This window comes from Anaerolineales bacterium, from assembly GCA_030583885.1.
In the GTDB taxonomy this organism is placed as follows: Bacteria; Chloroflexota; Anaerolineae; order Anaerolineales; family Villigracilaceae; genus Villigracilis.
Genome location: CP129480.1, coordinates 3,811,920 through 3,833,489, shown reverse-complemented (window position 1 = coordinate 3,833,489; position 21,570 = coordinate 3,811,920). Strand labels below are relative to the sequence as shown.

20 protein-coding genes are annotated in these 21,570 nt (G+C 53.8%); 10 read left to right on the top strand and 10 right to left on the bottom strand.

Features of this window, described 5'->3' with window-relative positions:
• Window positions 1–5 precede the first annotated feature (5 nt).
• From QY332_19175 to lpdA, 7 genes are all read right to left on the bottom strand, one after another.
• Window positions 6–494, bottom strand: a complete 489-nt coding sequence (locus QY332_19175; GenBank protein ID WKZ35738.1) for a Na+/H+ antiporter subunit E — start codon at window positions 492–494, stop codon at window positions 6–8.
• A complete protein-coding gene (locus QY332_19170; GenBank protein ID WKZ35737.1) occupies window positions 491–2,008 on the bottom strand; it encodes a Na+/H+ antiporter subunit D in 1,518 nt (505 codons plus the stop codon). The genes QY332_19175 and QY332_19170 overlap by 4 nt, the downstream gene beginning before the upstream one ends.
• Window positions 2,005–2,352 (bottom strand): Na+/H+ antiporter subunit C, encoded by a 348-nt coding sequence (locus QY332_19165; protein ID WKZ35736.1) that lies wholly within the window; start codon window positions 2,350–2,352, stop codon window positions 2,005–2,007. The genes QY332_19170 and QY332_19165 overlap by 4 nt, the downstream gene beginning before the upstream one ends.
• Before the next feature lies 1 nt (window position 2,353).
• Complete coding sequence (locus tag QY332_19160; GenBank protein WKZ35735.1) at window positions 2,354–2,776, bottom strand: Na+/H+ antiporter subunit B; 423 nt, start codon at window positions 2,774–2,776, stop codon at window positions 2,354–2,356.
• Window positions 2,773–5,061, bottom strand: coding sequence for a putative monovalent cation/H+ antiporter subunit A (locus QY332_19155; protein WKZ35734.1), 2,289 nt, complete (start codon window positions 5,059–5,061; stop codon window positions 2,773–2,775). Before QY332_19155 ends, QY332_19160 begins: the two co-directional genes overlap by 4 nt.
• A 126-nt stretch (window positions 5,062–5,187) precedes the next feature.
• Entirely contained in the window at window positions 5,188–6,018 is an 831-nt protein-coding gene (locus QY332_19150; GenBank protein ID WKZ35733.1) for an MBL fold metallo-hydrolase, read from the bottom strand.
• A 143-nt stretch (window positions 6,019–6,161) separates the two neighbouring features.
• Window positions 6,162–7,562 carry a dihydrolipoyl dehydrogenase gene (gene lpdA, locus QY332_19145; protein WKZ35732.1) on the bottom strand — a complete coding sequence of 467 codons (1,401 nt, stop codon included), beginning with the start codon at window positions 7,560–7,562 and terminating at the stop codon, window positions 6,162–6,164.
• Between the two features lie 121 nt (window positions 7,563–7,683).
• On the opposite strand from lpdA, the gene QY332_19140 reads away from it, so the two are divergent.
• The gene (locus QY332_19140) at window positions 7,684–8,478 is read left to right on the top strand and encodes a hypothetical protein (GenBank protein WKZ35731.1); all 795 of its coding nucleotides are present in this window, start codon (window positions 7,684–7,686) and stop codon (window positions 8,476–8,478) included.
• Window positions 8,479–8,487: 9 nt separating this feature from the next.
• On the top strand, window positions 8,488–9,390 hold the full coding sequence (locus tag QY332_19135) for a hypothetical protein (protein WKZ35730.1): 903 nt from the start codon (window positions 8,488–8,490) through the stop codon (window positions 9,388–9,390).
• Here the strand turns inward: QY332_19135 and QY332_19130 are convergent.
• On the bottom strand, window positions 9,385–10,047 hold the full coding sequence (locus tag QY332_19130; GenBank protein WKZ35729.1) for a dienelactone hydrolase family protein: 663 nt from the start codon (window positions 10,045–10,047) through the stop codon (window positions 9,385–9,387). The two genes, QY332_19135 and QY332_19130, sit on opposite strands and share 6 nt — an antisense overlap.
• 159 nt (window positions 10,048–10,206) lie before the next feature.
• Here QY332_19130 and QY332_19125 point away from each other — a divergent pair, with 159 nt between their 5' ends.
• The 8 genes from QY332_19125 to trpA all read left to right on the top strand — a co-directional run bounded on the left by QY332_19125 (window position 10,207) and on the right by trpA (window position 19,647).
• On the top strand, window positions 10,207–10,548 hold the full coding sequence (locus tag QY332_19125) for an STAS domain-containing protein (protein ID WKZ35728.1): 342 nt from the start codon (window positions 10,207–10,209) through the stop codon (window positions 10,546–10,548).
• A 1,029-nt stretch (window positions 10,549–11,577) separates the two neighbouring features.
• Window positions 11,578–13,038, top strand: coding sequence for an anthranilate synthase component I (gene trpE, locus QY332_19120; GenBank protein WKZ35727.1), 1,461 nt, complete (start codon window positions 11,578–11,580; stop codon window positions 13,036–13,038).
• Between the two features lie 127 nt (window positions 13,039–13,165).
• Complete coding sequence (gene trpS, locus QY332_19115) at window positions 13,166–14,215, top strand: tryptophan--tRNA ligase (GenBank protein ID WKZ35726.1); 1,050 nt, start codon at window positions 13,166–13,168, stop codon at window positions 14,213–14,215.
• Between the two features lie 158 nt (window positions 14,216–14,373).
• Window positions 14,374–15,993 (top strand): anthranilate phosphoribosyltransferase, encoded by a 1,620-nt coding sequence (gene trpD / locus QY332_19110; GenBank protein WKZ35725.1) that lies wholly within the window; start codon window positions 14,374–14,376, stop codon window positions 15,991–15,993.
• 28 nt (window positions 15,994–16,021) lie between these two features.
• Complete coding sequence (gene trpC / locus QY332_19105; protein ID WKZ35724.1) at window positions 16,022–16,888, top strand: indole-3-glycerol phosphate synthase TrpC; 867 nt, start codon at window positions 16,022–16,024, stop codon at window positions 16,886–16,888.
• Window positions 16,889–16,901: 13 nt separating this feature from the next.
• A complete protein-coding gene (locus QY332_19100) occupies window positions 16,902–17,531 on the top strand; it encodes a phosphoribosylanthranilate isomerase (protein ID WKZ35723.1) in 630 nt (209 codons plus the stop codon).
• Between the two features lie 34 nt (window positions 17,532–17,565).
• Entirely contained in the window at window positions 17,566–18,762 is a 1,197-nt protein-coding gene (gene trpB / locus QY332_19095) for a tryptophan synthase subunit beta (GenBank protein ID WKZ35722.1), read from the top strand.
• 105 nt (window positions 18,763–18,867) lie between these two features.
• Window positions 18,868–19,647, top strand: a complete 780-nt coding sequence (gene trpA, locus QY332_19090) for a tryptophan synthase subunit alpha (GenBank protein ID WKZ35721.1) — start codon at window positions 18,868–18,870, stop codon at window positions 19,645–19,647.
• 3 nt (window positions 19,648–19,650) lie between these two features.
• On the opposite strand, the gene QY332_19085 is transcribed toward trpA, so the two are convergent.
• Both QY332_19085 and QY332_19080 read right to left on the bottom strand, forming a co-directional pair.
• Window positions 19,651–20,703: a saccharopine dehydrogenase NADP-binding domain-containing protein gene (locus QY332_19085; GenBank protein WKZ35720.1), complete on the bottom strand. Its 1,053-nt coding sequence runs from the start codon at window positions 20,701–20,703 to the stop codon at window positions 19,651–19,653.
• Complete coding sequence (locus QY332_19080) at window positions 20,700–21,539, bottom strand: lipoate--protein ligase family protein (GenBank protein ID WKZ35719.1); 840 nt, start codon at window positions 21,537–21,539, stop codon at window positions 20,700–20,702. Before QY332_19080 ends, QY332_19085 begins: the two co-directional genes overlap by 4 nt.
• Window positions 21,540–21,570 lie beyond the last annotated feature (31 nt).

Sequence of the window (21,570 nt, the reverse complement as noted above, 5' to 3'; positions counted from 1 at the left end):
GCAAATCATTCCTTTTCCTTCGAGGACAGGTCCCGAACCCAGCGTTCCATCCCGTTTTTTATTTCGCGCCGTGCGGTGTCTGCGTCTTCCGCATACATGAAGTGTATGTAAAGCACCCGCCTGTCTGATGACACATCCAGGCTGAGGGTACCCGGGGTCAGCGAGATAAGATTTGCAAGTGCTGTGATTTGGGCATCGGTGGTCACATCGAGCGGTACGGAGATGATGCGCGGTTTCATAAGATTCATGTGCGGTGTCAGCACATCATATGCCAGTTTGAAATTGGCGCGAAAGAGTTCCCCAAAAAAGTAGATTGCGAAACGGATCGCCTTCCATACCCTGCCGAAATACGGCGATGGCCCGAGCGCGCGGCGGGCGGTGAAGAGAATGAGATAGCCGATTACAAATCCGACGATTAAATTGACCGGATTAATTTCACCGTTAAGCATTGCCCAGGTCAGCGCCAGGACAATATTCAATAGGGTGTAATTCATTTTACAGCCTCCATGACAGCCTGAATATAGGCGGTGGGATTCATCAATTGCTCACCCGCCCTTAACGCCAGGGCAAATATCGGGGATGCGCCCAGACCCATGATCAGTGTAACCGCTGCCAGCATCGCGATGGAAGCGATGAGAATCGTCCATGTTCCACCGCCGGCAAGTCTGGCAGGTTCGGTGATCTCGTCGCTTTTCGCCAAGGGCTTCCAAAATGCCTCATTCCATATTTTGATCATGGAAAAGAGGGTCAGGATGCTGACGCCGAGCGCGGTCGCAACGATTCCATAGCTCTCCTGTGCAAGGCCGGCCTGTATCAGGCCGAGTTTTGCAAAGAAGCCGGAGAGGGGCGGCAGGCCAGCCAATGCGAGAGATGAGATCAGAAAGAGTGTTGCCAGCACCGGCAGATTTTGATATGCGCCGCCCAGCTTTTTCAGGTCGAAAGTTCCATACAGGTGGTGTAATGCGCCGCTGACAAAAAATAGCGCGGTCTTGGCAATCGAGACGTGGAATGTAAAAAACACAGCCGAAGCCAGCCCCGACACTGTGAATAATCCCAACCCCATCAAGAGATAACCGATCTGGCTGATAATGTGGAAGGAAAGCAGGCGGCGCATGTCGTATTGCGCGACCGCGCCCAGCACGCCGGTAATCATTGTCAGGCCTGCAATGAACAGGATCAGGGTGTGCGTGAAGCCGGTCTCCTGGATGAAGATCAAGGTGAATACGCGGATGATCGCGTACACACCAACCTTGGTTAAGAGTCCGGAGAATAGGGCAGAAACAGCCACCGGCGGGGTGTGATACGAGGCGGGCAGCCAGAAAAACAACGGAAAGATGGCGGCTTTAATCCCAAATGCGACCAGAAACAGGATCGCCAGGGTGGTGATCAACCCCGATTCATCCTTGCTGAGTTCATTCGAAAATTTATCCGCCAGGTCTGCCATGTTCAGGGTGCCAGCCAGACCATATAATAAACCGATGGCGGCAAGGAAGATGGCGGAAGCCACGAGGTTCAACGTGACATATTTGATCGCGCCCTCCAATTGACCGCGTTCACCGCCCAGCGCGAGCAGGACAAAGGACGCCATTAGCATGACCTCGAACCAGACGTACAGGTTGAACAGGTCGCCGGTTAGGAATGCGCCGCACACGCCCATGAGCAGGAAGTGATATAACGGATGGAAGCCATGGGTTTCGTGCGCAGGATCGGTGGTTGCCAGCGAGAAGACTGCCACAGTGAAGCCGATGACCCCCGTCAGCACCAGCATGATGGCGCTGAAAAGATCCGCCACCAGTGTGATGCCGTACGGAGCAGGCCAGCCCCCGATCTGCGTGGCGCGGATGCCGTTCCGTTCCACTTCAACCAACAGCCAGATTGTCGAACCCAGCAGAGCGGCAGAGCCGATCACGCTTAACCAGCGCTGCGCCGTCCGTGATCGATATGTGAGCAGCGCAGTGATGCCCGTAAGCATGGAAATGATGATGGGAAATGGCAGGAGCAGATTCATGTATCGGTGCCCTTCATTTTGTCCAGATCATCCGTCCCAACGGATTTATACGCCCGGTATGAAAGTGCCAGCGCAAACGCCGTAACACCGAAACCGATCACAATGGCTGTCAGGATCAACGCCTGCGGAAGTGGGTCGGCGTAGGGCAGCGCCAGAGCAGTTTCGCCTTCAGAGATGACCGGGGAATTGGCGCGCGTCAATCTTGCAGCGGTAAAGATCAACAGGTTTGCCGCATAGCTGAGCAGGCCCAGCCCGATCAGAAGTTTAACGAGACTGCGGCGAAGCATCATGTAAATTCCAGCAGCGTATAACCCGCCGATGACGATGGCAAGAACGATCTCCATGCTACTCCACCTCTTCCAGCGCGAAGATAATGGTCAGTGTCACTCCCACCACCGCCAGGAACACGCCAGTATCGAAGAGCAGGGGTGTGCCGATTTCGATCTTGACGCCCGGAATGGGCAGATACGTCCACATCCCGCGCAGAAATGGCTGGCCCGCCAGAACGCCGATCAACCCGCTGAGCAGGGCGATCAACAGCCCGACGCCGATCAGCAGGCGCGTGTCAACTCCCAGCACCTCACGAGATTCTCTTGAACTGCAGGCAATCGAAAAAAGCGCGAACGCGGCGGATGCCACGAGACCGGCGATAAAACCACCGCCCGGTTCGTTGTGTCCACGCAGGAAAATAAAGATCGAAAACAGGAGCAGAAGCGGGAAGAGATATCGAACCATCGTGCGCAGGATCAGGGAGTCAGTTTTCATCATTCATGCCCTTTCCCTTTGCGAAGTTTGAGCAGGGCGTATACCCCGATGCCGGCCACCCCCAATACGGTGATCTCTCCCATCGTATCCAGACCGCGGAAATCCACCAGGATCACGTTGACGATATTGCGCCCATGCGCCAACGGCACTGAGTTTTCCACGAAATAGCGGGAGATGGACGGCGAAATCTCAACACTTACCGCAAACAACACCAGGGCTGTCATTAATCCGCCGGCCAGCAGGGCTATGACAGCATCACGCAGCCGCGATGACTTCGGGCTGAGTTTTTGGAATTTTGGCAAATGATAGAAGGCCAGCACAAAGAGAATGACGGTTAAGGATTCGATGGCGAACTGTGTCATTGCCAGGTCCGGCGCGCCGAATAGCAAAAAGATCAGCGCTACACCGTACCCTGCCGCGCCCAACGCCGCAATTGCGCCCAGACGCGATGGCGATACAACAGCCGCCAGCGCTGCCCCAAGAATCAGGAGCGCCAAAGCCAGTTCATAAAAGCGAATATCCAATGTGGCTGCCGGCAGGCGCAGTCCATTCGTGCGAAAGAGCGCATATCCAGCGCCTGCCACTACAGTGGACACAATAATAAGCAGGTAATAACGCAGGTAGCCGCTTTGGAAAAAACGCGTTTGGGACAGGGCCAGGGAATTCATTCCATCGAGCGCGCGTGTATAGAAATATGCAGGACCCCATTTCCATTTTATTTTACTCAATGCACTGCGCAGGGGATCTCTGACAGCAAACAACCCGATGCCCGCAATGACCGTGCCAATGCTCAACAGAAACGCTGGATTGATCCCATGCCACAGCGCCAGTTTGACCTTGACCGCTTCACCTGCGACGCTGGAAACTGCCGAGGAGATCAAGGCACTGCCTACCGCACCGGGGAAGACGCCCGCGAGCAGGCTCAGGCCTGCCAGCAGCACGGGTCCGATCCACATACTGAACGGCGCCTCATGCGGCTTCTTCGGTGTATCCGTCTGTTTTCCAAGGAATGGACCCGCTCCCACAACCCAGGCGACGAATACTGTGAACAATCCCATCCACAGGATCGCAGCCATCAGCCACCAGTTGAATTCGAGACCCACTTCGTAGACAAGTTCCTTTGAGATAAAACCGAATAAAGGCGGTAGGCCCGCCATGGACAAGGCCGTCACTCCCGCCGCTGCTCCGGTAACGGGCATTGCGCGCAACAGTCCGCCGAGTTTGGTCACATCGCGTGTGCCGGTTTCGTGGTCCAAAATGCCGGCAACGAGGAACATTGCACCTTTATATAATGCATGTGCCAGCAGCAGGACCATGGCCGCTTTGAGAGCCAGTGGCGTACCCAGGCCGATCAGCATGGTCAATGTCCCCAGCGCGCTGAGTGTGGAGTAGGCCAGTAATCGTTTCAGGTCGGTTTGCAGGATCGAGAGATACCCACCGACGAGCATGGTGGTCATTCCAATGCCGCCAACGGCGTACATCCATACGTCGCTTCCGCCCAGTACAGGGTTCAAGCGTGCCAGCAAATAGATGCCCGCCTTGACCATGGTTGCGGAATGCAGGTATGCGCTGACCGGGGTCGGCGCCTCCATGGCATTGGGCAGCCAGAAGTGGAAGGGGAATTGCGCGGACTTGGTGAATGCGCCCAGCAAAATTAGAATCAGCGCCGATAAATATAGCGGGCTGGCTTGAACCTCAGTCCCCTGGGAGAGAAGCGCGGAAAGTTCGAATGTGCCGCCTGCCTGTCCCAGCAGTAGGAAGCCGGCCAGCATTGCCAGTCCGCCGCCACCGGTCACCAGCAGGGCTTGCAAAGCAGATGCACGCGCGGTTTCCTTTTCATGCTCGAAGCCGATCAGAATGAAGGAGCTGAAACTTGTTAATTCCCAAAATATGAACAGGAGCAGCAGGTTATCTGAAAGTGCCACACCGAGCATGGCTCCCATGAAGATCAACAGCCAGGCATAGAATCTTCCCAGATTTTTATTTTTCTTTAGATAACTGCCTGCGTAGATGACAACCAGCGTGCCGATGCCGCTGATTAACAGGGCAAATAACAGGCTCAATCCGTCTGCGCGAAACGAGAAACGGGCGCCGAACTCGGAAGCCCAGTCATAAGCAAAGGATTCAGGCCCGTCAGACGCGGTGCGCGGTAACAGGCTTGTGTAGTACACGGTCAGGCTGAATGGGAGCAGCGCGATTAGCCATCCCGCCAGGCTATGTCCTCGACGGAAAAATAACGAGACAGCCAGGGCTGCTCCAAAGACGGAAAGAACGGATAAGGCAATCATTGGTTTCCTGTTTGCGTCCGGATAACATGGATACGGAGAAGGGTCCCTCGGAAAATGACATCATGTAAGATGGGACTTGTATGATGCGGTGTTTTGTCATGAAGCAAATCTGGCGTGCAACTGATCTTACTTTTCGTTCATCCGGCGGTGCAATGCCCGCAGGTTGCGGCGGTGCAGAGTCTCTGCCAGGCCCCCAAGATAAACGCGGCTTTTGCCGCAGTCCTCAATGGTGATCGCTTCCAGATACTCATCCACGTTCTTGCGTTTTCCCGCGGATTTTACGGCTTTTTTGATATTGTTCAAATAGCTCATGTTTTCTTTGACAGCCGCGTCTATTTCGCCGCGCAGGATGATATCGCCGTGTCCCTGGATGATGTTTTCCAGCCCCATGCGCCCGATACGTTTGATCGAGGCGAGCATGTCGTCCGCATCACCGTCCACGATGTAGGGAAGAGGCATAAAGACGTCGCCTGCGAATAACACACGGTCCTCCTCCACCAGCACCGAAATGCCGTCATTGCTGTGACCGAAGGACTGGGAGATGACGAGATTCTTCTTCCCGACTCGCATTGCCATTTCACCGGAAGCAAATGTCAGGTGGGGAGGAACGATCTTTACCTGTCGCAGGTTTGGGTCCTGTTTGCGGGAACTTTCCAAGGAGGGAATGCCGTTTTCCATCAGATATTCACGGCACTTCGCATGACCGATGACGGTTGCGCCGGGAAAGAAACAGTTGCCCCAGGTGTGGTCGGCATGGTAATGGGTATTGATCACATAGCGGACTTGTACCCCCAATTCCTGTTCGATGAATTCCCGCATACCAAGGGTCTCTTCGGGGAGGGCGAGGGTATCAATCACCACTGCCCATTGCGGACCCACAATCACGCCCGCCGTCACCTGGGCATAGACTTCACTTTGGAACCAAAATACATTTTCAGACACTCGTTCGCGGTGCATACTGTACAACCTTCTTATGGATTTATTCTTCCATTGTTAATAGCACACTCCAACTTTAATTTCAAGTTGACTAGACAAATATGGGGAGGAAATTAATAAAACAAAAAAGAACCGCTGTTTTGCATCCGCTCTTTTTTATTTCGCTAGATATGGATTGGACTTCCGCCTGCCCCGTGGGCCGCTTCCATGATCGCCTCGGAAAGCGTGGGGTGGGCGTGGACGTTGCGCGCGATCTCGTGTGCTGTGAGTTCCATCATGCGGGCAAGGGTCAGTTCTGGGAGCAATTCGGTCACTTCGGGACCGATCATATGCGCGCCCAAAATCTCGCCGTATTTTGCATCCACCACGATCTTGACGAAGCCCATGTAATCGCCGAGCCCGAGTGCCTTGCCGTTCGGCTGGAAGGGGAAGCGCCCGACCTTGATCTCATGGCCGCGTTCCTTTGCCTGTGCTTCCGTCAGGCCAAACGACGCGACCTGCGGATAGGAATAGGTCGCGCGCGGCATCATTTCGTAATCGAGTGTGACGGTTTCATGTCCGCCGATGTGTTCGGCGGCGACAATACCCATCGTTGAGCCGACGTGCGCGAGCATGAGTTTGCCTGTCACATCGCCAACCGCCCAAATGCCGGGCACATTGGTCCGCATCTTTTCGTCGATTTCGACAAAGCCGCGCTCGTTGATCTTCACGCCGACTTCTTCGAGGCCCAACCCCTTTGAATTGGGACGGAAACCGATCGCGACCAACGCCTGGGCTGCTTCCAGGACCGTTTCCTTTCCCTCCGCCGACACCTTGACCCGCACACCCGTCTTCGCGGCTTCCACGGATTCGACCTTATGCCCCGTCATAATGGTGATCTTGCGCTTCTTGAATTCCTTTTCAAGTTCCTTCGAAACTTCCTCGTCTTCCAGTGGGACAATACGCGGCAGCATTTCGACGATGGTCACCTCCACACCGTAGGCGCTCCAGATCGTGGAAAATTCCACACCGATCGCGCCGGAGCCAATGACCACGACAGACTTGGGAAGGGTATCCTGAAGGATCGCCTCCCAGTAGGTGACGACCTTTTTGCCGTCCACCTTCCACGCAGGCGGAACCATCGCGCTCGCGCCGGTGGCGACGATGATGTTCTTCGCCTTGAGCTCGGTGACCTTGCCGTCCTGATCGGTCACATTGAGCGTGTCTTTTGCCTTGAACTTCGCCTCGCCCATGAAGACCGCGATATTGTTCTTCTTCATCAGAAAACCAACGCCCTTGGTCAGGCGGTCTGAATTCTGGCGCGAACGTTTGACCGCCACGCTGTAATCCAGTTTTAGATTCTCGAACGAAAAGCCAAAATCCTTGCCGCGTTCGCGCAGGGTATGCGCCACTTCCGCGTTCTTCAGCAGGGACTTGGACGGGATGCAGCCGATATTCAAACAAACGCCGCCCATCCATTGCTTGTCCACGATCGCGACTTTCTGCTTCAGTTGCGCGGCGCGGATCGCGGCAACGTAGCCCGCAGGTCCCGCGCCGATGACAACGACATCAAAATTTTCTGCCATAGTTTAACTCCTGTGACTTGTAATATTCACATATTGTACTACGCATCCATTGCACCACCTTGAAAATTGGCCTTGTTGCGTGCTCCATTTGGTACTCTTCTCTTATGGTATATTTTGCCCTATGAAAAAAACGATAATCGCGCCGGTGATATTATTCTCTATTGGCTTGTTTTTTGTGAGCGTGGCAGTTTTTGCTGAGGCAATTGGTCTGGATAGAAATCCAGGCAATTGGAGCAGGGTACGGATGGCTGTACTGATTATTGGTATCTTCTTGACGATGAGTGCTTTACTATTCTATCGTTATCTTGATCAATTTAATGATTTTTTGTTGTGGCTGGAAAAATACCAAAGTTCAGCTTTTATATTGCGTTTCTTGCGCGAATATGGGTTTATATTTCCAATTATTCCGCTGATCATCGTGATCTACATCTGGTTTGTAAGTTCAGGCACGTGGGTGGAATGGGTCTCGCCGACTCGTTATTATGCTAATCTGGCGAGAGGTTTTCAACTCGGACAATTGCACATTCCAACCCAGCCGGACCCGTTATTGGCTGAACTTATGAACCCGTATGACCCATCTTCTCGGGTAGGGATAGATGTATTGCCCGACATGTCTTATTACAATGGAAGATATTATTTATACTGGGGACCCGTCCCGGCTTTGATCCTTCTTGTTATTGGATCTGTTCATGGCGGCAGGGTGGGCGATTTGCAACTTGTGTTTGGTTTTATGAGCGGAATATTTCTGGCGCAATTTTTCATCCTTGTTTACATTTGGGATCGTTTTTTCTTCGAACATCCAAAATGGATATTGGGTCTCTCAATTTTTTTAACGGGAGTTGTTGGTCCTGTTGCATTTATGCTTAATAATTATAGAGGTGCTAGGATTTATGAGGCGGCCATATCCGGAGGGTAATTCTTTTTCATGGGCGGGCTTTTTATTGTGTTTACACTATTAAGCCGTGAGACCTCAAGGCTGCATCTCTTGCTCGCCGGAACTTTTTTTGCTCTGGCTATTGGTACAAGGTTTCTTCTTCTGATCCCAATCAGCGTAGTGACAGCCATGGTCGGATGTTGGATATTAAGATCTTATGATAATCCGTTTCAAAAAGGACTAAGCCTGCTTTCCTTCGCTTCGCCCTTGTTATTCTGTGCGGCCAGTTTGGGTTGGTATAATTGGGCCCGATTTGGTTCCATCACCGAATTCGGTTTGTATTACCAAATGGCCGGATTTTACATTCAAGAAGTCCATCAAGACTTATTCAAACCGATATATATTATGCAGAATGTATATAATTACCTGCTCAACCCATTTCGATTCGAAGCGCAATTCCCATTCTTTATTGTGGAGAATGGAAGTAACGAAGCGGTATTCCATACTTACCCATTGCCTGAATTGTATACATCCCAGCAGATTACAGGATTGCTCTATACGGCCCCCTTTATTGTTTTTTCCATAATTCCAATGTTGACTCTGTTTTCAACCCGCCTTGAAAAATTCTCCTCGCTTGCGCACACAAACATGGAAGATGGACATTTTTATAGCCGGATATCCATTACTTTAAGTGCTGTGTTCCTATCAGCTTTTGGATTCCTTATGACGTTTTTTTGGGCCGCAATGCGGTATATGGAAGATTTTGTGCCATCTTTAATGATCCTTAGTGTGATCGGCTTTTGGCAGGGGTATCAAATACTGGCAAATAGGCCAGCCCTGCGAAAAAGTTTTATTTTCGTTGGGCTGGCCCTTGCGATCGTGTCGATTGTGGTGAGTAATTTGGTGGCAATATCGATCAATGACCTGCGCTTTTTGTTTGCTGGGAAGCTATAGATTTTTCTTCAGGAACTCAATCGTCCGTTCCCACGCCAGTTGCGCGGCAGCGGGATCATATTCGGGGCGATCATCTTCCATGAACCAATGGGCAACTCCGGGGTAGATGTGAAGCGTGTGATCTACTCCGGCAGTTTTCATCTCCCCGAATTTTTTATGCACCCATTCATTTGACTCCCATTCATCATTATCGCTGTAATGTCCCATCACCTTCGATGTGATCTTGTTGACATCCACATCCTCATTACCATAAAAGAGCACCGTCGCGCCGACCTGATCTGGCGTGGTGGAGGCAATTGTCAACGCCCAGGCTCCGCCCATCGAGAAACCGATCACGCCGATCCTGCCTTTCGTAAGTTTGCGCAGATGATCCTTTGCTGCCATGACAGCGCCGCCAACAAGTTGACCATCGCTTTTTTCCATCAACTCCTTGGCGTCTTCGATGGTCTCGGCAATTTGGCCGTTGCGAAGGTCGGGCGCGAGCGCGGTACATCCCTGTTCTGCGAGGCGGTCGCATGTCTGCTTGAAGAACGGATTCAGCCCCCACCAGGCATGCAGGACCAGAACGCCTGGTCCGCCGCTCGCGGGGGAGGCGAGATAGGCATTGACCTTTTGGCTGTTCACATTCAATTGAATGTCAGATGTTTGAATGGGCATTGGCTTTTCCTTGTCCCAGCTATTTTACTTGAACAAATGTTCTACTGTCAATGACTGTTGCATGGATTTCCCCCCGTCCCAGAACCATAACCTGTTGTTAACAAAGAATTGGGCCGGGTTTAATATAATAGTGTCACTCTCAGATGACAGGTAACAACCATGGACCTTCAATACGGTGAACTGGATAATAACATCCGATTGATCAGATTGACCGGCAGGCTGGATGTCATGGGCGTCAACGAGGTTGACCTCAGGTTTGCAGTCTATTGCTCCGGGCAGAATGTGCGCGTGCTTGTCGACCTGTCGGAGGTGGAGTACCTTGCGTCCATCGGCATCCGCATGCTGACCACGAACGCCAAATCCCTTGCCAGCCGCGGTGGAAAAATGGTCCTCCTCAATCCGACTTCGGATGTGAAAGGTGTTTTGGAAATGACCGGTATCCCCGGCATTATCCCGATCTATGAACAGCTTGAATCCGCCCAGGCGGTTTTGCTGGCATAGTTTCTTTAAGAACATATGAAACGGCCTGGTTGACCTTGCGTGTAGAGTTGTATTGCATCTGAATCAAAATCGGGACGTGATGTCCCGATTTTGATTCAATCCATTGTCTGATGCTATGCAGGACGTTTACCTTTTTTCACTGCCATCCCCAGGACACTGTTCTTGCGAGCCTCCTGTTTTACCCTGCGATTATGTTTTGCCATTCCTGATCTGCGGCGCGGTGAGCGAGTCGTTGAGTTGCTCCTTCCAGCAGGTCGAACGCCTGTTTTTTGTCGAAATCATCCCGGTAAAAAAAACCGCCAGGACGCTTCGTACCTCGATCCGAGGAGACCAGCGCCACATGGTACATTTGACGTATGGGGATCGATTCACGTTCGATCTGCCTATTTTCTTTTCGTCCATGATCCTGCTCCTGTTCTTTCAAGCCCGCTAGATATTGACATTTTTCATGTCTACTGTATCGGGGCAAGCTCAAGTCTTCTACTTTTCTCTGGTCCTATTTTAGGGGAGGTTTATCTCATCTTATGCGACTGAACATTTTTTTTGAATCAAAAAGCTCATAGTCATTTTCCTCTTGACACATCCACCCCTCCGTCATACAATCCCGCCCAACATAAACCAAAAACGCTGACGAGGACGAGTACGTTTCAAAGCGGTTACCAGAGAGCCAGGCAACGTGGTCTAAAGACCATACTTCTGAAAGCAAGGCGAAAGCGCAGAGACCGAATGGACCTCCGAGTTGAGCGGGCGAACATGTAAGGGCGGGGTTTCCCCGACCAAAACCAGTAACCCAATTCGGGCGCTCCCGTTATAGAGCAAGGGTATAATCGCAAATTCGCGACGTACCTGAAAAGAGTGACGCTGGCTTCCCTTCCCTGTTGCATCACAGGGAAGTTTTTGTTAAAGGCAGGCGTTAAACTTGGGTGGCACCACGAGACTCCCCTCTCGTCCCAATGGACAGGAGGGGAGTGCGTTTTAACGTTTCAACGTTCAAACGTTTTCAATAAGTCTGTACCTTTCGGAGAGACTATGTTGCTCGAAACAACAACTACTCAAACAATAATTCGCGAGATTTCCGCAGACCTCGAGACACCCATTAGCGTGTACATGAAACTGCGCGGGGATGGCACGTCATTCCTGCTCGAGTCCGTGGAAGGCGGGGAGCGGATCGCGCGTTACTCGTTTATCGGTGTCCAGCCGCGGGCGCAATATATTTTGCGTGATGGACAGATCGAAATCAAAGATGCTAACGGAACCTGTACGGTTCAATACGACAATGATCCGACCTATTTCTTGCAAGAGGAAATGAGTCGCTTCAACTTCAAGGCGCAAGCTGGTGTGCCGCGTTTCATCGGTGGGTTGGTGGGCTATCTCGGGTACGAGTCGATTCGGTTTTTTGAGCCAACTCTAAAGGTGAAAATGACGCGCGCTTCGTCTACGGCTCCGCTCAGCGCGAGAATACCCGACGGTATTTTCCTCCTCGCCGATACCGTCATCGCCTTCGACCATGCGCGCCGCAGTCTGTCCCTCATTGCGAACATCCTCGGTGATGATGTCGAATCCGCAAATCGCAAACTCGACGAGATCGTGTCGCGCATCCATGCGCCGCTTCCGCCGTCACAGCCGCGTGAAATCAAATCGTCGCAGACGCGCTCCAACATGACGCAGGGGAGTTACGAAGACATGGTGCGCGATGCCAAGGAGCACATTGCGGCGGGCGACATTTTTCAGGTGGTGCTTTCACAGCGCTTCACGCGCGAAACGGGCGTCGGGCCGTTCGACGTCTATCGCGCCGTGCGCCGCCTCAACCCGTCGCCGTACATGTTCTTTTTCGATTTCGGGATGGTGGACGACGAGCCGCTCTTTTTGGTTGGATCGTCGCCTGAGATGTTCGTGCGGCTGGAGGGACGAATCGCCTCGCTCCGACCGATCGCTGGGACGCGCCCCCGAGGAGCCGACTCCACCGCTGACGCCGCTCTCGCGCAAGAACTGCTCGCCGACCCTAAGGAGCGCGCCGAGCATGTGATGTTGGTTGACCTCGGACGCAACGACCTGGGGCGCGTCTGCGAATATGGTACAGTGAAGGTCTCCGACTTCTTCACCGTTGAAAAATATTCACACGTCATGCACATCGTCTCGCATGTGGAAGGAAAACTCAAAGCTGACTTGACCGCATTCGATCTGGTGCGAGCCGCCTTCCCCGCAGGGACAGTCAGCGGCGCGCCGAAAGTGCGCGCCCTCGAAATCATCGCCGACCTTGAAGCCGACCCGCGCGGCGCATACGCAGGCATGGTCGGCTACTTCGGCTTCGACGGCAACATGGACGCCTGCCTCGCCATCCGCACCATGGTTGGGCGCGGGAATACCTTCAGCGTGCAGGCAGGCGCAGGCATCGTCGCGGATTCGAATCCGACGACCGAATTTCAAGAGACCGTCAATAAAGCCTCCGCGATGTTGAAAGCCATTGAGATTGCTGAAACCAATAGTTGACATGTCGTTGCGAGGAGGATGTTCTTCCCGACGAAGCAATCTCCTCGAAACAAGAACATGAATGTTATTGGGAGATTGCTTCGCTTTGCTCGCAACGACATATGAAATGTAACGAAAGGAAAAACCCATGACAACCAAACCCCGCCTCCTCACAGGTGACCGCCCAACGGGACGCCTCCACCTCGGTCACTACGTCGGCTCGCTGGAAAACCGTGTGCGCCTGCAGCATCAATACGAATCCTTCTTCATCATCGCAGACCTGCACACGCTCACCACCAAGCCTGAGCCGCAATATATCAAAGAGATTCCAACCTTCATCCGCGAAACCGTGTTGGACTATCTCGCTGTTGGCATTGACCCCGATGTCAGCACGATCTTTGTCCAATCGGCGATCCCTGAAACCTATCAGTTGAATCTGCTCTTTGAAATGCTCGTTACCGTGCCGCGTCTCGAACGGATGCCCACCCTCAAGGACATGGCGCGCGACGCCAACATTGACTCCATGCCGTTTGGCTTGCTCGGGTATCCCGTCCTTCAAGCTGTGGACATTCTGCTCCCCCGCGCGCAAGTCGTCCCCGTGGGACGTGACAACCAATCCCACGTGGAACTCGCCCGCGAGATGGCGCGCCGCTTCAACAACCTCTACGGCGAAGTTTTCCCTGAGCCTGACGCCATCATCGGCGATGTTCCCCTGCTCATCGGCACAGACGGACAAAGCAAAATGAGCAAGTCACTTGGTAACGCGATTTATCTCTCCGATGACGCCGAGACAGTCAAACAAAAAGTGATGAACATGTACACCGATCCCAAACGCCTGCGCGCCACCGACCCTGGGACAGTTGAAGGCAATCCCGTCTTCATCTACCACGACGCGTTCAACCCATCCAAAGCCGAAGTGGACGATCTCAAGGAACGTTATCGCGTCGGCAAAGTGGGCGACGTGGAAGTCAAACAGAAACTCGCGGTCGCCATCAACAACTTCCTCGAGCCGATCCGCGAGAAGCGCGCCTACTTCCTGTCACATCCGCTGATCCCGAATGACGTGCTTGCCAGTGGCATCAACCGCATGCAAGCCGAAGCCAAAGCCACGATGGAACTCGTCCGCGAACGAACGGGATTGTCCTACTCGCTTGATTTGTTTGTCGATAACGTTGATATTTTTGGAAACGAAGGCTAACTCGATGGTTGAGTAGCGAGCGCTATTTGCGAGCGTATCGAAACCACCACTAGCCAATGCAACTCTTGTTACAAGATTACTCTTGAACATCGTTGGTCTCGATACGGTTCTTCGCCTTCGCTCAGAACCACTCGACCAACGGAGTAAGGATAATTATTATGCTCGTCCTCATAGACAACTACGACTCCTTCACCTACAACCTCGTCCAATACTTCGGCGAACTCGGCGCGGATATCAAGGTCTTCCGCAACGACCAGGTGACGATGAATCAGCTCATCGCGCTCAACCCGAGTCACCTCGTCATCTCGCCAGGACCCGGCGAACCGCTCAAAGACGACGGCATCTCCTCCGACGCCATCAAATACTTCGATGGAAAAATTCCCGTGCTGGGCGTTTGCCTCGGGCATCAAGCCCTCGGAGCAGTCTTCGGCGGCAAAGTGGACCGTGCCCAGCGTCTCATGCACGGCAAAACCTCCAAAGTGACACATAACGGGCAGGGTATCTTTAAGGGTATCCCCTCACCGTTTGAAGCCATGCGCTATCACTCGCTCGTGGTCTATGACCCCATCCCCGCCGAACTCGAAGTGACCGCCGTCACGCCTGAAGAAGAGATCATGGGACTCAAACATCGCGAGCATCATACCTACGGTGTGCAGTTCCATCCCGAATCCATCCTCACCGAACACGGCAAGCAACTTCTCAAGAACTTTCTCGATCTGAACCCTGCTCCCGCCGCGAAAGGAGAACTCTCCATGCTCAAGCCATTCATTGCCAAAACCATCAACCGCACCGACCTCACCGCCGACGAAGCCGAGCAGGCGATGAACATCATCATGACGGGGCAAGCCACGCCCGCGCAGATCGGGGCATATCTCGTTGCCCTCCGCATGAAAGGCGAGACCATCCCTGAGATCACAGGCTCTGTCCGCGCGATGCGAGCCAACGCGGTCAAGGTCAAACTCAACACGGACGAATCCGTGTACGACATCGTTGGCACGGGCGGCGACGGCGCGCACACCTTCAACATCTCCACTGCCGCCGCCTTTGTCCTCGCAGGCACGGGGTGCAAAGTTGCCAAGCACGGCAACCGCGCCGCCTCCTCACAATGCGGCTCTGCCGATGTCCTCTCCGCCCTCGGCGTCAACCTCGACCTCACCGCCGAACAGGTCGCGGGTGCCATCGAACAGGTCGGCATCGGCTTCATGTTCGCACCCAAGTTTCATCCTGCCATGAAACATGCCGTCGGTCCGCGCAAGGAGATCGGTCAGCGCACCATCTTCAACATCCTCGGTCCGCTCACCAACCCTGCGGGCGCGCACATCCAACTCACGGGCGTCTTCGATCCCAAACTCACCGAGCCGCTCGCGCACGTCCTCAACGAACTCGGTTCCAAAGCCGCCCTCGTCATTCACGGCGCGAACGGTCTCGATGAACTCAACACCACGGGCACCAATCGCGTCAGCCATCTCAAGAACGGCGCGGTCGAAACCTACGACCTCCATCCCGCCGATCTCGGTCTCGCACAATCCACCGTTGCCGATCTCCGCGGTGGCACGCCCGACGAATCCGCGGTGATGATGCGTGACCTCCTCTCGAATAAACTCAACGGCGCGCGCCACGACGCGGTCCTCCTCAACGCCGCCGCCGCCCTCGCCGCTGAAACAGGCGATTTCAAATCCGCCCTCGATGAAGCCCAAGCCTCGCTCGAAAGCGGCAACGCCCTCGCCAAACTCAATGCGCTCGTCGAGTTTACACAACAGTTTCAAACAATCTCGTAGGGACACAGCGTTGCTGTGTCCAACTGCCATGACAAATATCCTCGCCCAAATCATCGAACAGAAAAAATTGGAAATTGCGGCGCTCGACGCCCAAGCCTTGAGACTCTCCTCCGAACAGAGCCCAACGTCCCGAGATTTTCTTGCGTCACTGAAGCGCCGCCGCTTCGGACTCCGCCCGAGCCTGATCGCTGAACTCAAGCGCGCCTCTCCCTCCAAAGGGATTCTCGCCCCGCACCTTGACCTCTTCCAAGTGGCAGACATCTATACCCAAAACGGCGCCTCCGCCATCTCTGTCCTCACCGATGAGAAATTCTTCATGGGTAATCTTTCAACTCTGCGAGAACTCCGCGCTCGCAACTTGACACCTGACACCTCGCACGTGACACCTCTTTTACGAAAGGACTTCATCATCCACGAGACTCAAATCTACGAATCCCGCGCCAACGGAGCGGATGCCATCCTCCTCATCGCCGCCGCGTTAACCGATGATACGCTGTTCGCTGATTTACATGCCTGTGCCTTGAGCCTGGGATTGACTGCCCTGGTTGAAGTCCACGACGAGGCTGAAACCGAACGAGCTTTAAAATTGCAAGATGTAAAACTCATCGGCATCAACAACCGCAATCTCGCCACGTTTGAAGTCTCACTTGAAACGACGGAAAAACTCCGCCCGATGATTCCATCTGAGATTGCCGTCGTCGCCGAAAGTGGAATATTCACTTTTAGCGATGTGGAACGATTGGCAAAAGCGAACGTGGATGCAATCCTTGTCGGCGAAGCGTTGGTAACAGCTGAAGATATTCCCGCGAAAGTGAGAGAGCTTAGTAATGTCACCCTGAGCGAAGCGAAGGGTCTCTTCCCCGACGAGCGAGATGCTTCGCTTCGCTCAGCATAACATGGGTGAAGCGATGACCAAAATCAAATTCTGCGGGATTAAAACATTGAACGATGCTCGTGTTGCCATAGACGCTGGTGCGGATTATCTGGGATTCAATTTTTATTCTAAGAGCGTGCGCTTCATTGAGAAGCCAGTGTGTGCTGAAATTACATCCGTTTTGAAGAAGGAACATCCACAAATCAAATTAGTTGGTGTGTTTGTGAATTCATCAGTTGAAGAAGTGAAAAATATCATGGAAACCTGTTCATTGGATTTGGCGCAATTACATGGAGACGAAACACCTGAAATATTGAATGCACTCGATGGCAAAGCGTTCAAGGCGTTTCGTGGAATACCTGAAAGTGTAGATGGTTTTGTCAGGAGTGAGTCGCCTGCATTTTTGCTGGATGCTTCTGTCAAAGGTGTCTATGGCGGAAGCGGAGTCACTGGCGATTGGGATGGCGCGGCGGAGTTGGCGAAGAGGTATCCGCTGCTGCTGGCAGGCGGGTTGACGCCCGAGAATGTCGCGGAGGCGATTGGCAGGGTCAAGCCCTGGGGCGTGGATGTGGCTTCGGGGGTGGAGTCAGCCCCAGGGAAGAAAGATCCGAGCAGGATGAAGGCGTTCGTGCAGGCGGTGCGTGATGGTCAGAGTCAGGCTTGAGTGTAGATAAAGGCTTCAATCCAAAAGAGGAATTATGACGACATTGTTACCAGCAAAATTTGGAAATTACGGCGGACAGTTCGTGCCAGAGACGTTGATGCCCGCGTTGATCGAGTTGGAAGAGGCGTTCGTATCGGCGAGGGGGGATGTCGCGTTTCAACAGGAGTTTAATCAGTTGATGGTGTCGTTCGTGGGGCGACCGACACCGTTGACGTACGCAAAACGGCTGTCGGAAAAATTGGGCGGCGCGCAGATCTATTTGAAGCGTGAAGATTTAGCGCACACGGGCGCGCACAAAATAAATAATGCGTTGGGGCAGGCATTGCTCGTGAAGCGGATGGGGAAGCGGCGCATCGTGGCAGAGACGGGCGCGGGGCAGCATGGAGTCGCGTCGGCAACGGTTGCGGCGTTGCTGGGACTCGAATGTGTGGTGTACATGGGCGTGGTGGATATTGCGCGGCAGGAGCCGAACGTCTTCCGCATGAAGCTGCTCGGCGCGGAAGTGCGACCCGTGGCGTCGGGCACGCAGACGTTGAAGGACGCGATCAACGAAGCGATCCGTGATTGGGTGACGCATGTGCGCGAGACGCATTATCTGCTCGGCTCGGCGCTGGGACCTCATCCATACCCGACGATGGTGCGTGAGTTTCAGTCAGTGATCGGGACGGAAGCGCGTGAACAGATGATGATGGAAGTGGGACGCCTGCCTGATACGGTTATCGCGTGTGTCGGCGGCGGGTCGAACGCGATTGGGGTCTTCAGCGGATTTGTAGATGACACTGACGTGGAGTTGATCGGCGTCGAAGCGGGCGGAAGCGGAATCGAAACGGGCAAACATGCAGCGCGTTTCGGTGATCCCGTGAGAGGACGAATTGGTGTGATTCATGGCACACGGACGTACGTCTTGCAGGATGAAGATGGACAAATTGCGAAGACACATTCGGTCTCGGCGGGGTTGGATTACGCGGCGGTCGGCCCTGAACACGCGCTGATGCGGGATACTGAACGGGCGTTTTATACATCCGCAACGGATGATGAAGCATTGAACGCCTTCCAGACCTTATGCCACACCGAAGGGATCATCCCTGCGCTGGAGTCGTCCCATGCAGTGGCGGAGGTCATCAAGCGCGCACCGAGGATGAGGAAAGACCAGGTGATTTTGGTGAATTTGTCGGGTAGAGGCGATAAGGATTTGAATACGGTGATTAAAGAGTTGGGAGAAAATCTGTAACCACAAAGGACACTAAGGTCACGAAGGTATAAAGCCTTAAGGCTCATTGCCTTTCCCCTTTGTGTGCTTTGTGCCCTTCGTGGTTAAGTTCTTTTCAGAGGTATCATGAACCGAATCGAAAACGCTTTCAAGAACAAACCAATCTTCATGCCCTACTTCCCGTTGGGCTACCCTGACTTGGACACGTCCATTGACGTGATCGAAGCCTTAGCAAACAGCGGTGCGGACTTGATCGAAGTGGGACTGTCCTTCTCCGATCCGCTCGCGGATGGACCTGTGATTCAGCACGCGACACAAATTGCCTTGGAGCAGGGAATCACGGTCAAGAAGTCGCTCGAAGCCGTGAAGGAATTGCGCAAGCGCGGCGTGGACATCCCGTTGATCCTGATGGGTTACTACAACCCCATGCTGGCGTATGGCTTGGAGAAATTCGTCCGTGATGCGGAAGAGGCCGGTGCGGACGGATTCATCATCCCTGATCTGCCGATGGAAGAGTCGGATGAATTCGTAGGGGCGACGCATGCGTCGCCCCTACAATTACCGTTAATTCAAATGCTCGCGCCCACCACGCCTCCCGACCGCATGGAAATGATCGCCCGCAACGCCAAGGGATTTATCTATCTTGTTTCAGTGACAGGTGTGACCGGGGAACGCAAATCCATTTCAGAAGGTTTGGGTGAGTTAATTTCTCGCGTACGGGAACACACATCTGTGCCTGTGTGTGTGGGATTTGGAATCGGCACGCCCGAACAAGCCAGGCAAGTCGGTAAATTGGCGGATGGAGTCATTGTCGGTTCGGCGTGTGTGAAAACGATTGGGGGGAGTGAAAAGCCGATAGAAACAGCGAAACAGTTTGCAGCGGAGTTTCGAGGCGCGTTGCAGTGACGGTTAAAAATCCTCACGCTGGACTCCATCGAATCCCAGAATAAAATCTGCGCCGTAGGCTGTGCTTGGGGTTTGGAATCCCGCCTTATAGTCCGATGCAAGAATCCGCTTCATGATCTCGACCGACGTCAGCGCCGTCAGATAATACGCTTCGGGCGTCCGTAGCTTGGCGCGGACGGTCTGCTTCCCATCCGATACTTCGGCGATGAGCAGGGCAAATCCGTTTTCGTTTTTATATTTCGACGGTCCTGTGGGATTCAACACGCCGATCAGCCATTTGAGAAAATTCTTCATTCGGCGCGTGTACAACAACGGACCGATGACTCGCGTGAGATACAACCCGTCTATCATCGCGTTGGGGAAACCCATGTACGCTGTAATGTTTGGGATGCCCGTGCTGTGATATGCCGTGCTGACGTCGCCCCAGCCAATGGAAACTACACGACTTGCGCCGCGTCCGAAGTCCACGCGCTTCACGTGCCATGCGCCTGGAACTGTCTGGATTCTTCCATCACGGCGAATGCGTCCCTGCCTGTGCATGTTCTCGATGCCAGAGCGCGCCGTCCCACGCGAGACTCCGCTCCCGATGCTTTTGATGTACAAATTCAAATGCGTCGCGTTCGGAAGTTTCCCCGCAACATGCGCGCTCAAACAATCGGACGGCACCACATCGAAGCCGCCGCCCGGCAGCAGCATCACGCCCGCGCGTTTCGCGTCCGAATCCATCTGCGCCAGCGCTTCAAAGCCTTCAATCTCGCCGCTGATATCCACGTAATGTTTTTTGTTTCGAATGCACGCCTCCGCCACCTGACGAAACGTCAACACGAACGGACCCGCGCAATGCAAGACCGCGTCCGTTTCCTGCAGCGCCGCGTCTAACGCGGCGGTGTCATCCAATGAAAACGCGCGGTATTCCAATCCATATCGCTCGGCTTGCGCCCGCACTTTACTTTCATCGCGCCCCGCCAGCAGCAGCCCAAGTCCCTGCTTCACCGCCTGCTCCACGATCAACTCCCCCGTGTACCCATACGAGCCGTACACCAAAACTTTTTTCATAACCGCTCCGTCCATGATGCGTGCGCGTATTTTTCTTTGACCAATTCTTCCGCTCTTTGGATTTCGGATTGGGACATTTCCCCGCGCCCGAACTGGATTCCCAATTCCGCCTCAAACCCGCGGACGAAAGCCTGGGCTGCTGTTTCCCAATCTTTTTCTACACCCAAAACCGACTCAACCGTCGTCGCCCGCGCAAGCAGTCTTTCCTTTGCATCCTCCCGCGCGGATTCGCTATCAAAAACCAGCGCGTCGCAAATGCGGGTCAGGTCGCCCCTCAACGGGAGTGAGCCGTGTTGAAGCACTCCTTCCTTCTTGCGCGCCTGCGCCGAGCCGATGAGTTTCTTTCCATTGACGGTGATCTCGTAAGTCGAAGGCACTTCAAAGCAAACGGGGTTTACCTTGCTCCCGGCGGCGTCCCCGCCGCCGAGGACGGCGGCTTGAGCGACTTGCTCTTTTACCTCAACCTGCAATCCCAACTCGCGCACCGCGAACAGCAGCGCTTGCGACAAACGGTTATATGATTCCAGTACACCGCCTGCCAGCACGGGTTCATCCGCGGAGCCTGTCACCGAGTAGGTCAATTCGTCCGTGTGCAGGATCGCCCGTCCCCCCGTCACGCGGCGCACCACGTCCCAGCCCCGGGATTTGAGCCGCTCCACATCTACATCCCTAAACGGCTGCGCGTAGCCAAGTGAGAGGCACGGCGGCTGCCAGGCATACAATCTCAAAGTCGGTTTCGATTCTCCGCGATGGATATGCTCGAGTATGGCTTCATCCACCGCCATATTCCATGCGCCCGTGGATGGGGGAGTGTGAAGTAAGCGCCAGATTCTCATGGATGAATTTTACCTGATGAAAAAAAGTAGG

What these genes read in the sequence shown, in the direction of transcription:
- QY332_19175 (WKZ35738.1), bottom strand. Translation starts at nt 494, where the DNA reads ATGAATTACACCCTATTGAATATTGTCCTGGCGCTGACCTGGGCAATG.
- QY332_19170 (WKZ35737.1), bottom strand. Translation starts at nt 2,008, where the DNA reads ATGAATCTGCTCCTGCCATTTCCCATCATCATTTCCATGCTTACGGGC.
- QY332_19165 (WKZ35736.1), bottom strand. Translation starts at nt 2,352, where the DNA reads ATGGAGATCGTTCTTGCCATCGTCATCGGCGGGTTATACGCTGCTGGA.
- QY332_19160 (WKZ35735.1), bottom strand. Translation starts at nt 2,776, where the DNA reads ATGATGAAAACTGACTCCCTGATCCTGCGCACGATGGTTCGATATCTC.
- QY332_19155 (WKZ35734.1), bottom strand. Translation starts at nt 5,061, where the DNA reads ATGATTGCCTTATCCGTTCTTTCCGTCTTTGGAGCAGCCCTGGCTGTC.
- QY332_19150 (WKZ35733.1), bottom strand. Translation starts at nt 6,018, where the DNA reads ATGCACCGCGAACGAGTGTCTGAAAATGTATTTTGGTTCCAAAGTGAA.
- lpdA (WKZ35732.1), bottom strand. Translation starts at nt 7,562, where the DNA reads ATGGCAGAAAATTTTGATGTCGTTGTCATCGGCGCGGGACCTGCGGGC.
- QY332_19140 (WKZ35731.1), top strand. Translation starts at nt 7,684, where the DNA reads ATGAAAAAAACGATAATCGCGCCGGTGATATTATTCTCTATTGGCTTG.
- QY332_19135 (WKZ35730.1), top strand. Translation starts at nt 8,488, where the DNA reads ATGGGCGGGCTTTTTATTGTGTTTACACTATTAAGCCGTGAGACCTCA.
- QY332_19130 (WKZ35729.1), bottom strand. Translation starts at nt 10,047, where the DNA reads ATGCCCATTCAAACATCTGACATTCAATTGAATGTGAACAGCCAAAAG.
- QY332_19125 (WKZ35728.1), top strand. Translation starts at nt 10,207, where the DNA reads ATGGACCTTCAATACGGTGAACTGGATAATAACATCCGATTGATCAGA.
- trpE (WKZ35727.1), top strand. Translation starts at nt 11,578, where the DNA reads ATGTTGCTCGAAACAACAACTACTCAAACAATAATTCGCGAGATTTCC.
- trpS (WKZ35726.1), top strand. Translation starts at nt 13,166, where the DNA reads ATGACAACCAAACCCCGCCTCCTCACAGGTGACCGCCCAACGGGACGC.
- trpD (WKZ35725.1), top strand. Translation starts at nt 14,374, where the DNA reads ATGCTCGTCCTCATAGACAACTACGACTCCTTCACCTACAACCTCGTC.
- trpC (WKZ35724.1), top strand. Translation starts at nt 16,022, where the DNA reads ATGACAAATATCCTCGCCCAAATCATCGAACAGAAAAAATTGGAAATT.
- QY332_19100 (WKZ35723.1), top strand. Translation starts at nt 16,902, where the DNA reads ATGACCAAAATCAAATTCTGCGGGATTAAAACATTGAACGATGCTCGT.
- trpB (WKZ35722.1), top strand. Translation starts at nt 17,566, where the DNA reads ATGACGACATTGTTACCAGCAAAATTTGGAAATTACGGCGGACAGTTC.
- trpA (WKZ35721.1), top strand. Translation starts at nt 18,868, where the DNA reads ATGAACCGAATCGAAAACGCTTTCAAGAACAAACCAATCTTCATGCCC.
- QY332_19085 (WKZ35720.1), bottom strand. Translation starts at nt 20,703, where the DNA reads ATGAAAAAAGTTTTGGTGTACGGCTCGTATGGGTACACGGGGGAGTTG.
- QY332_19080 (WKZ35719.1), bottom strand. Translation starts at nt 21,539, where the DNA reads ATGAGAATCTGGCGCTTACTTCACACTCCCCCATCCACGGGCGCATGG.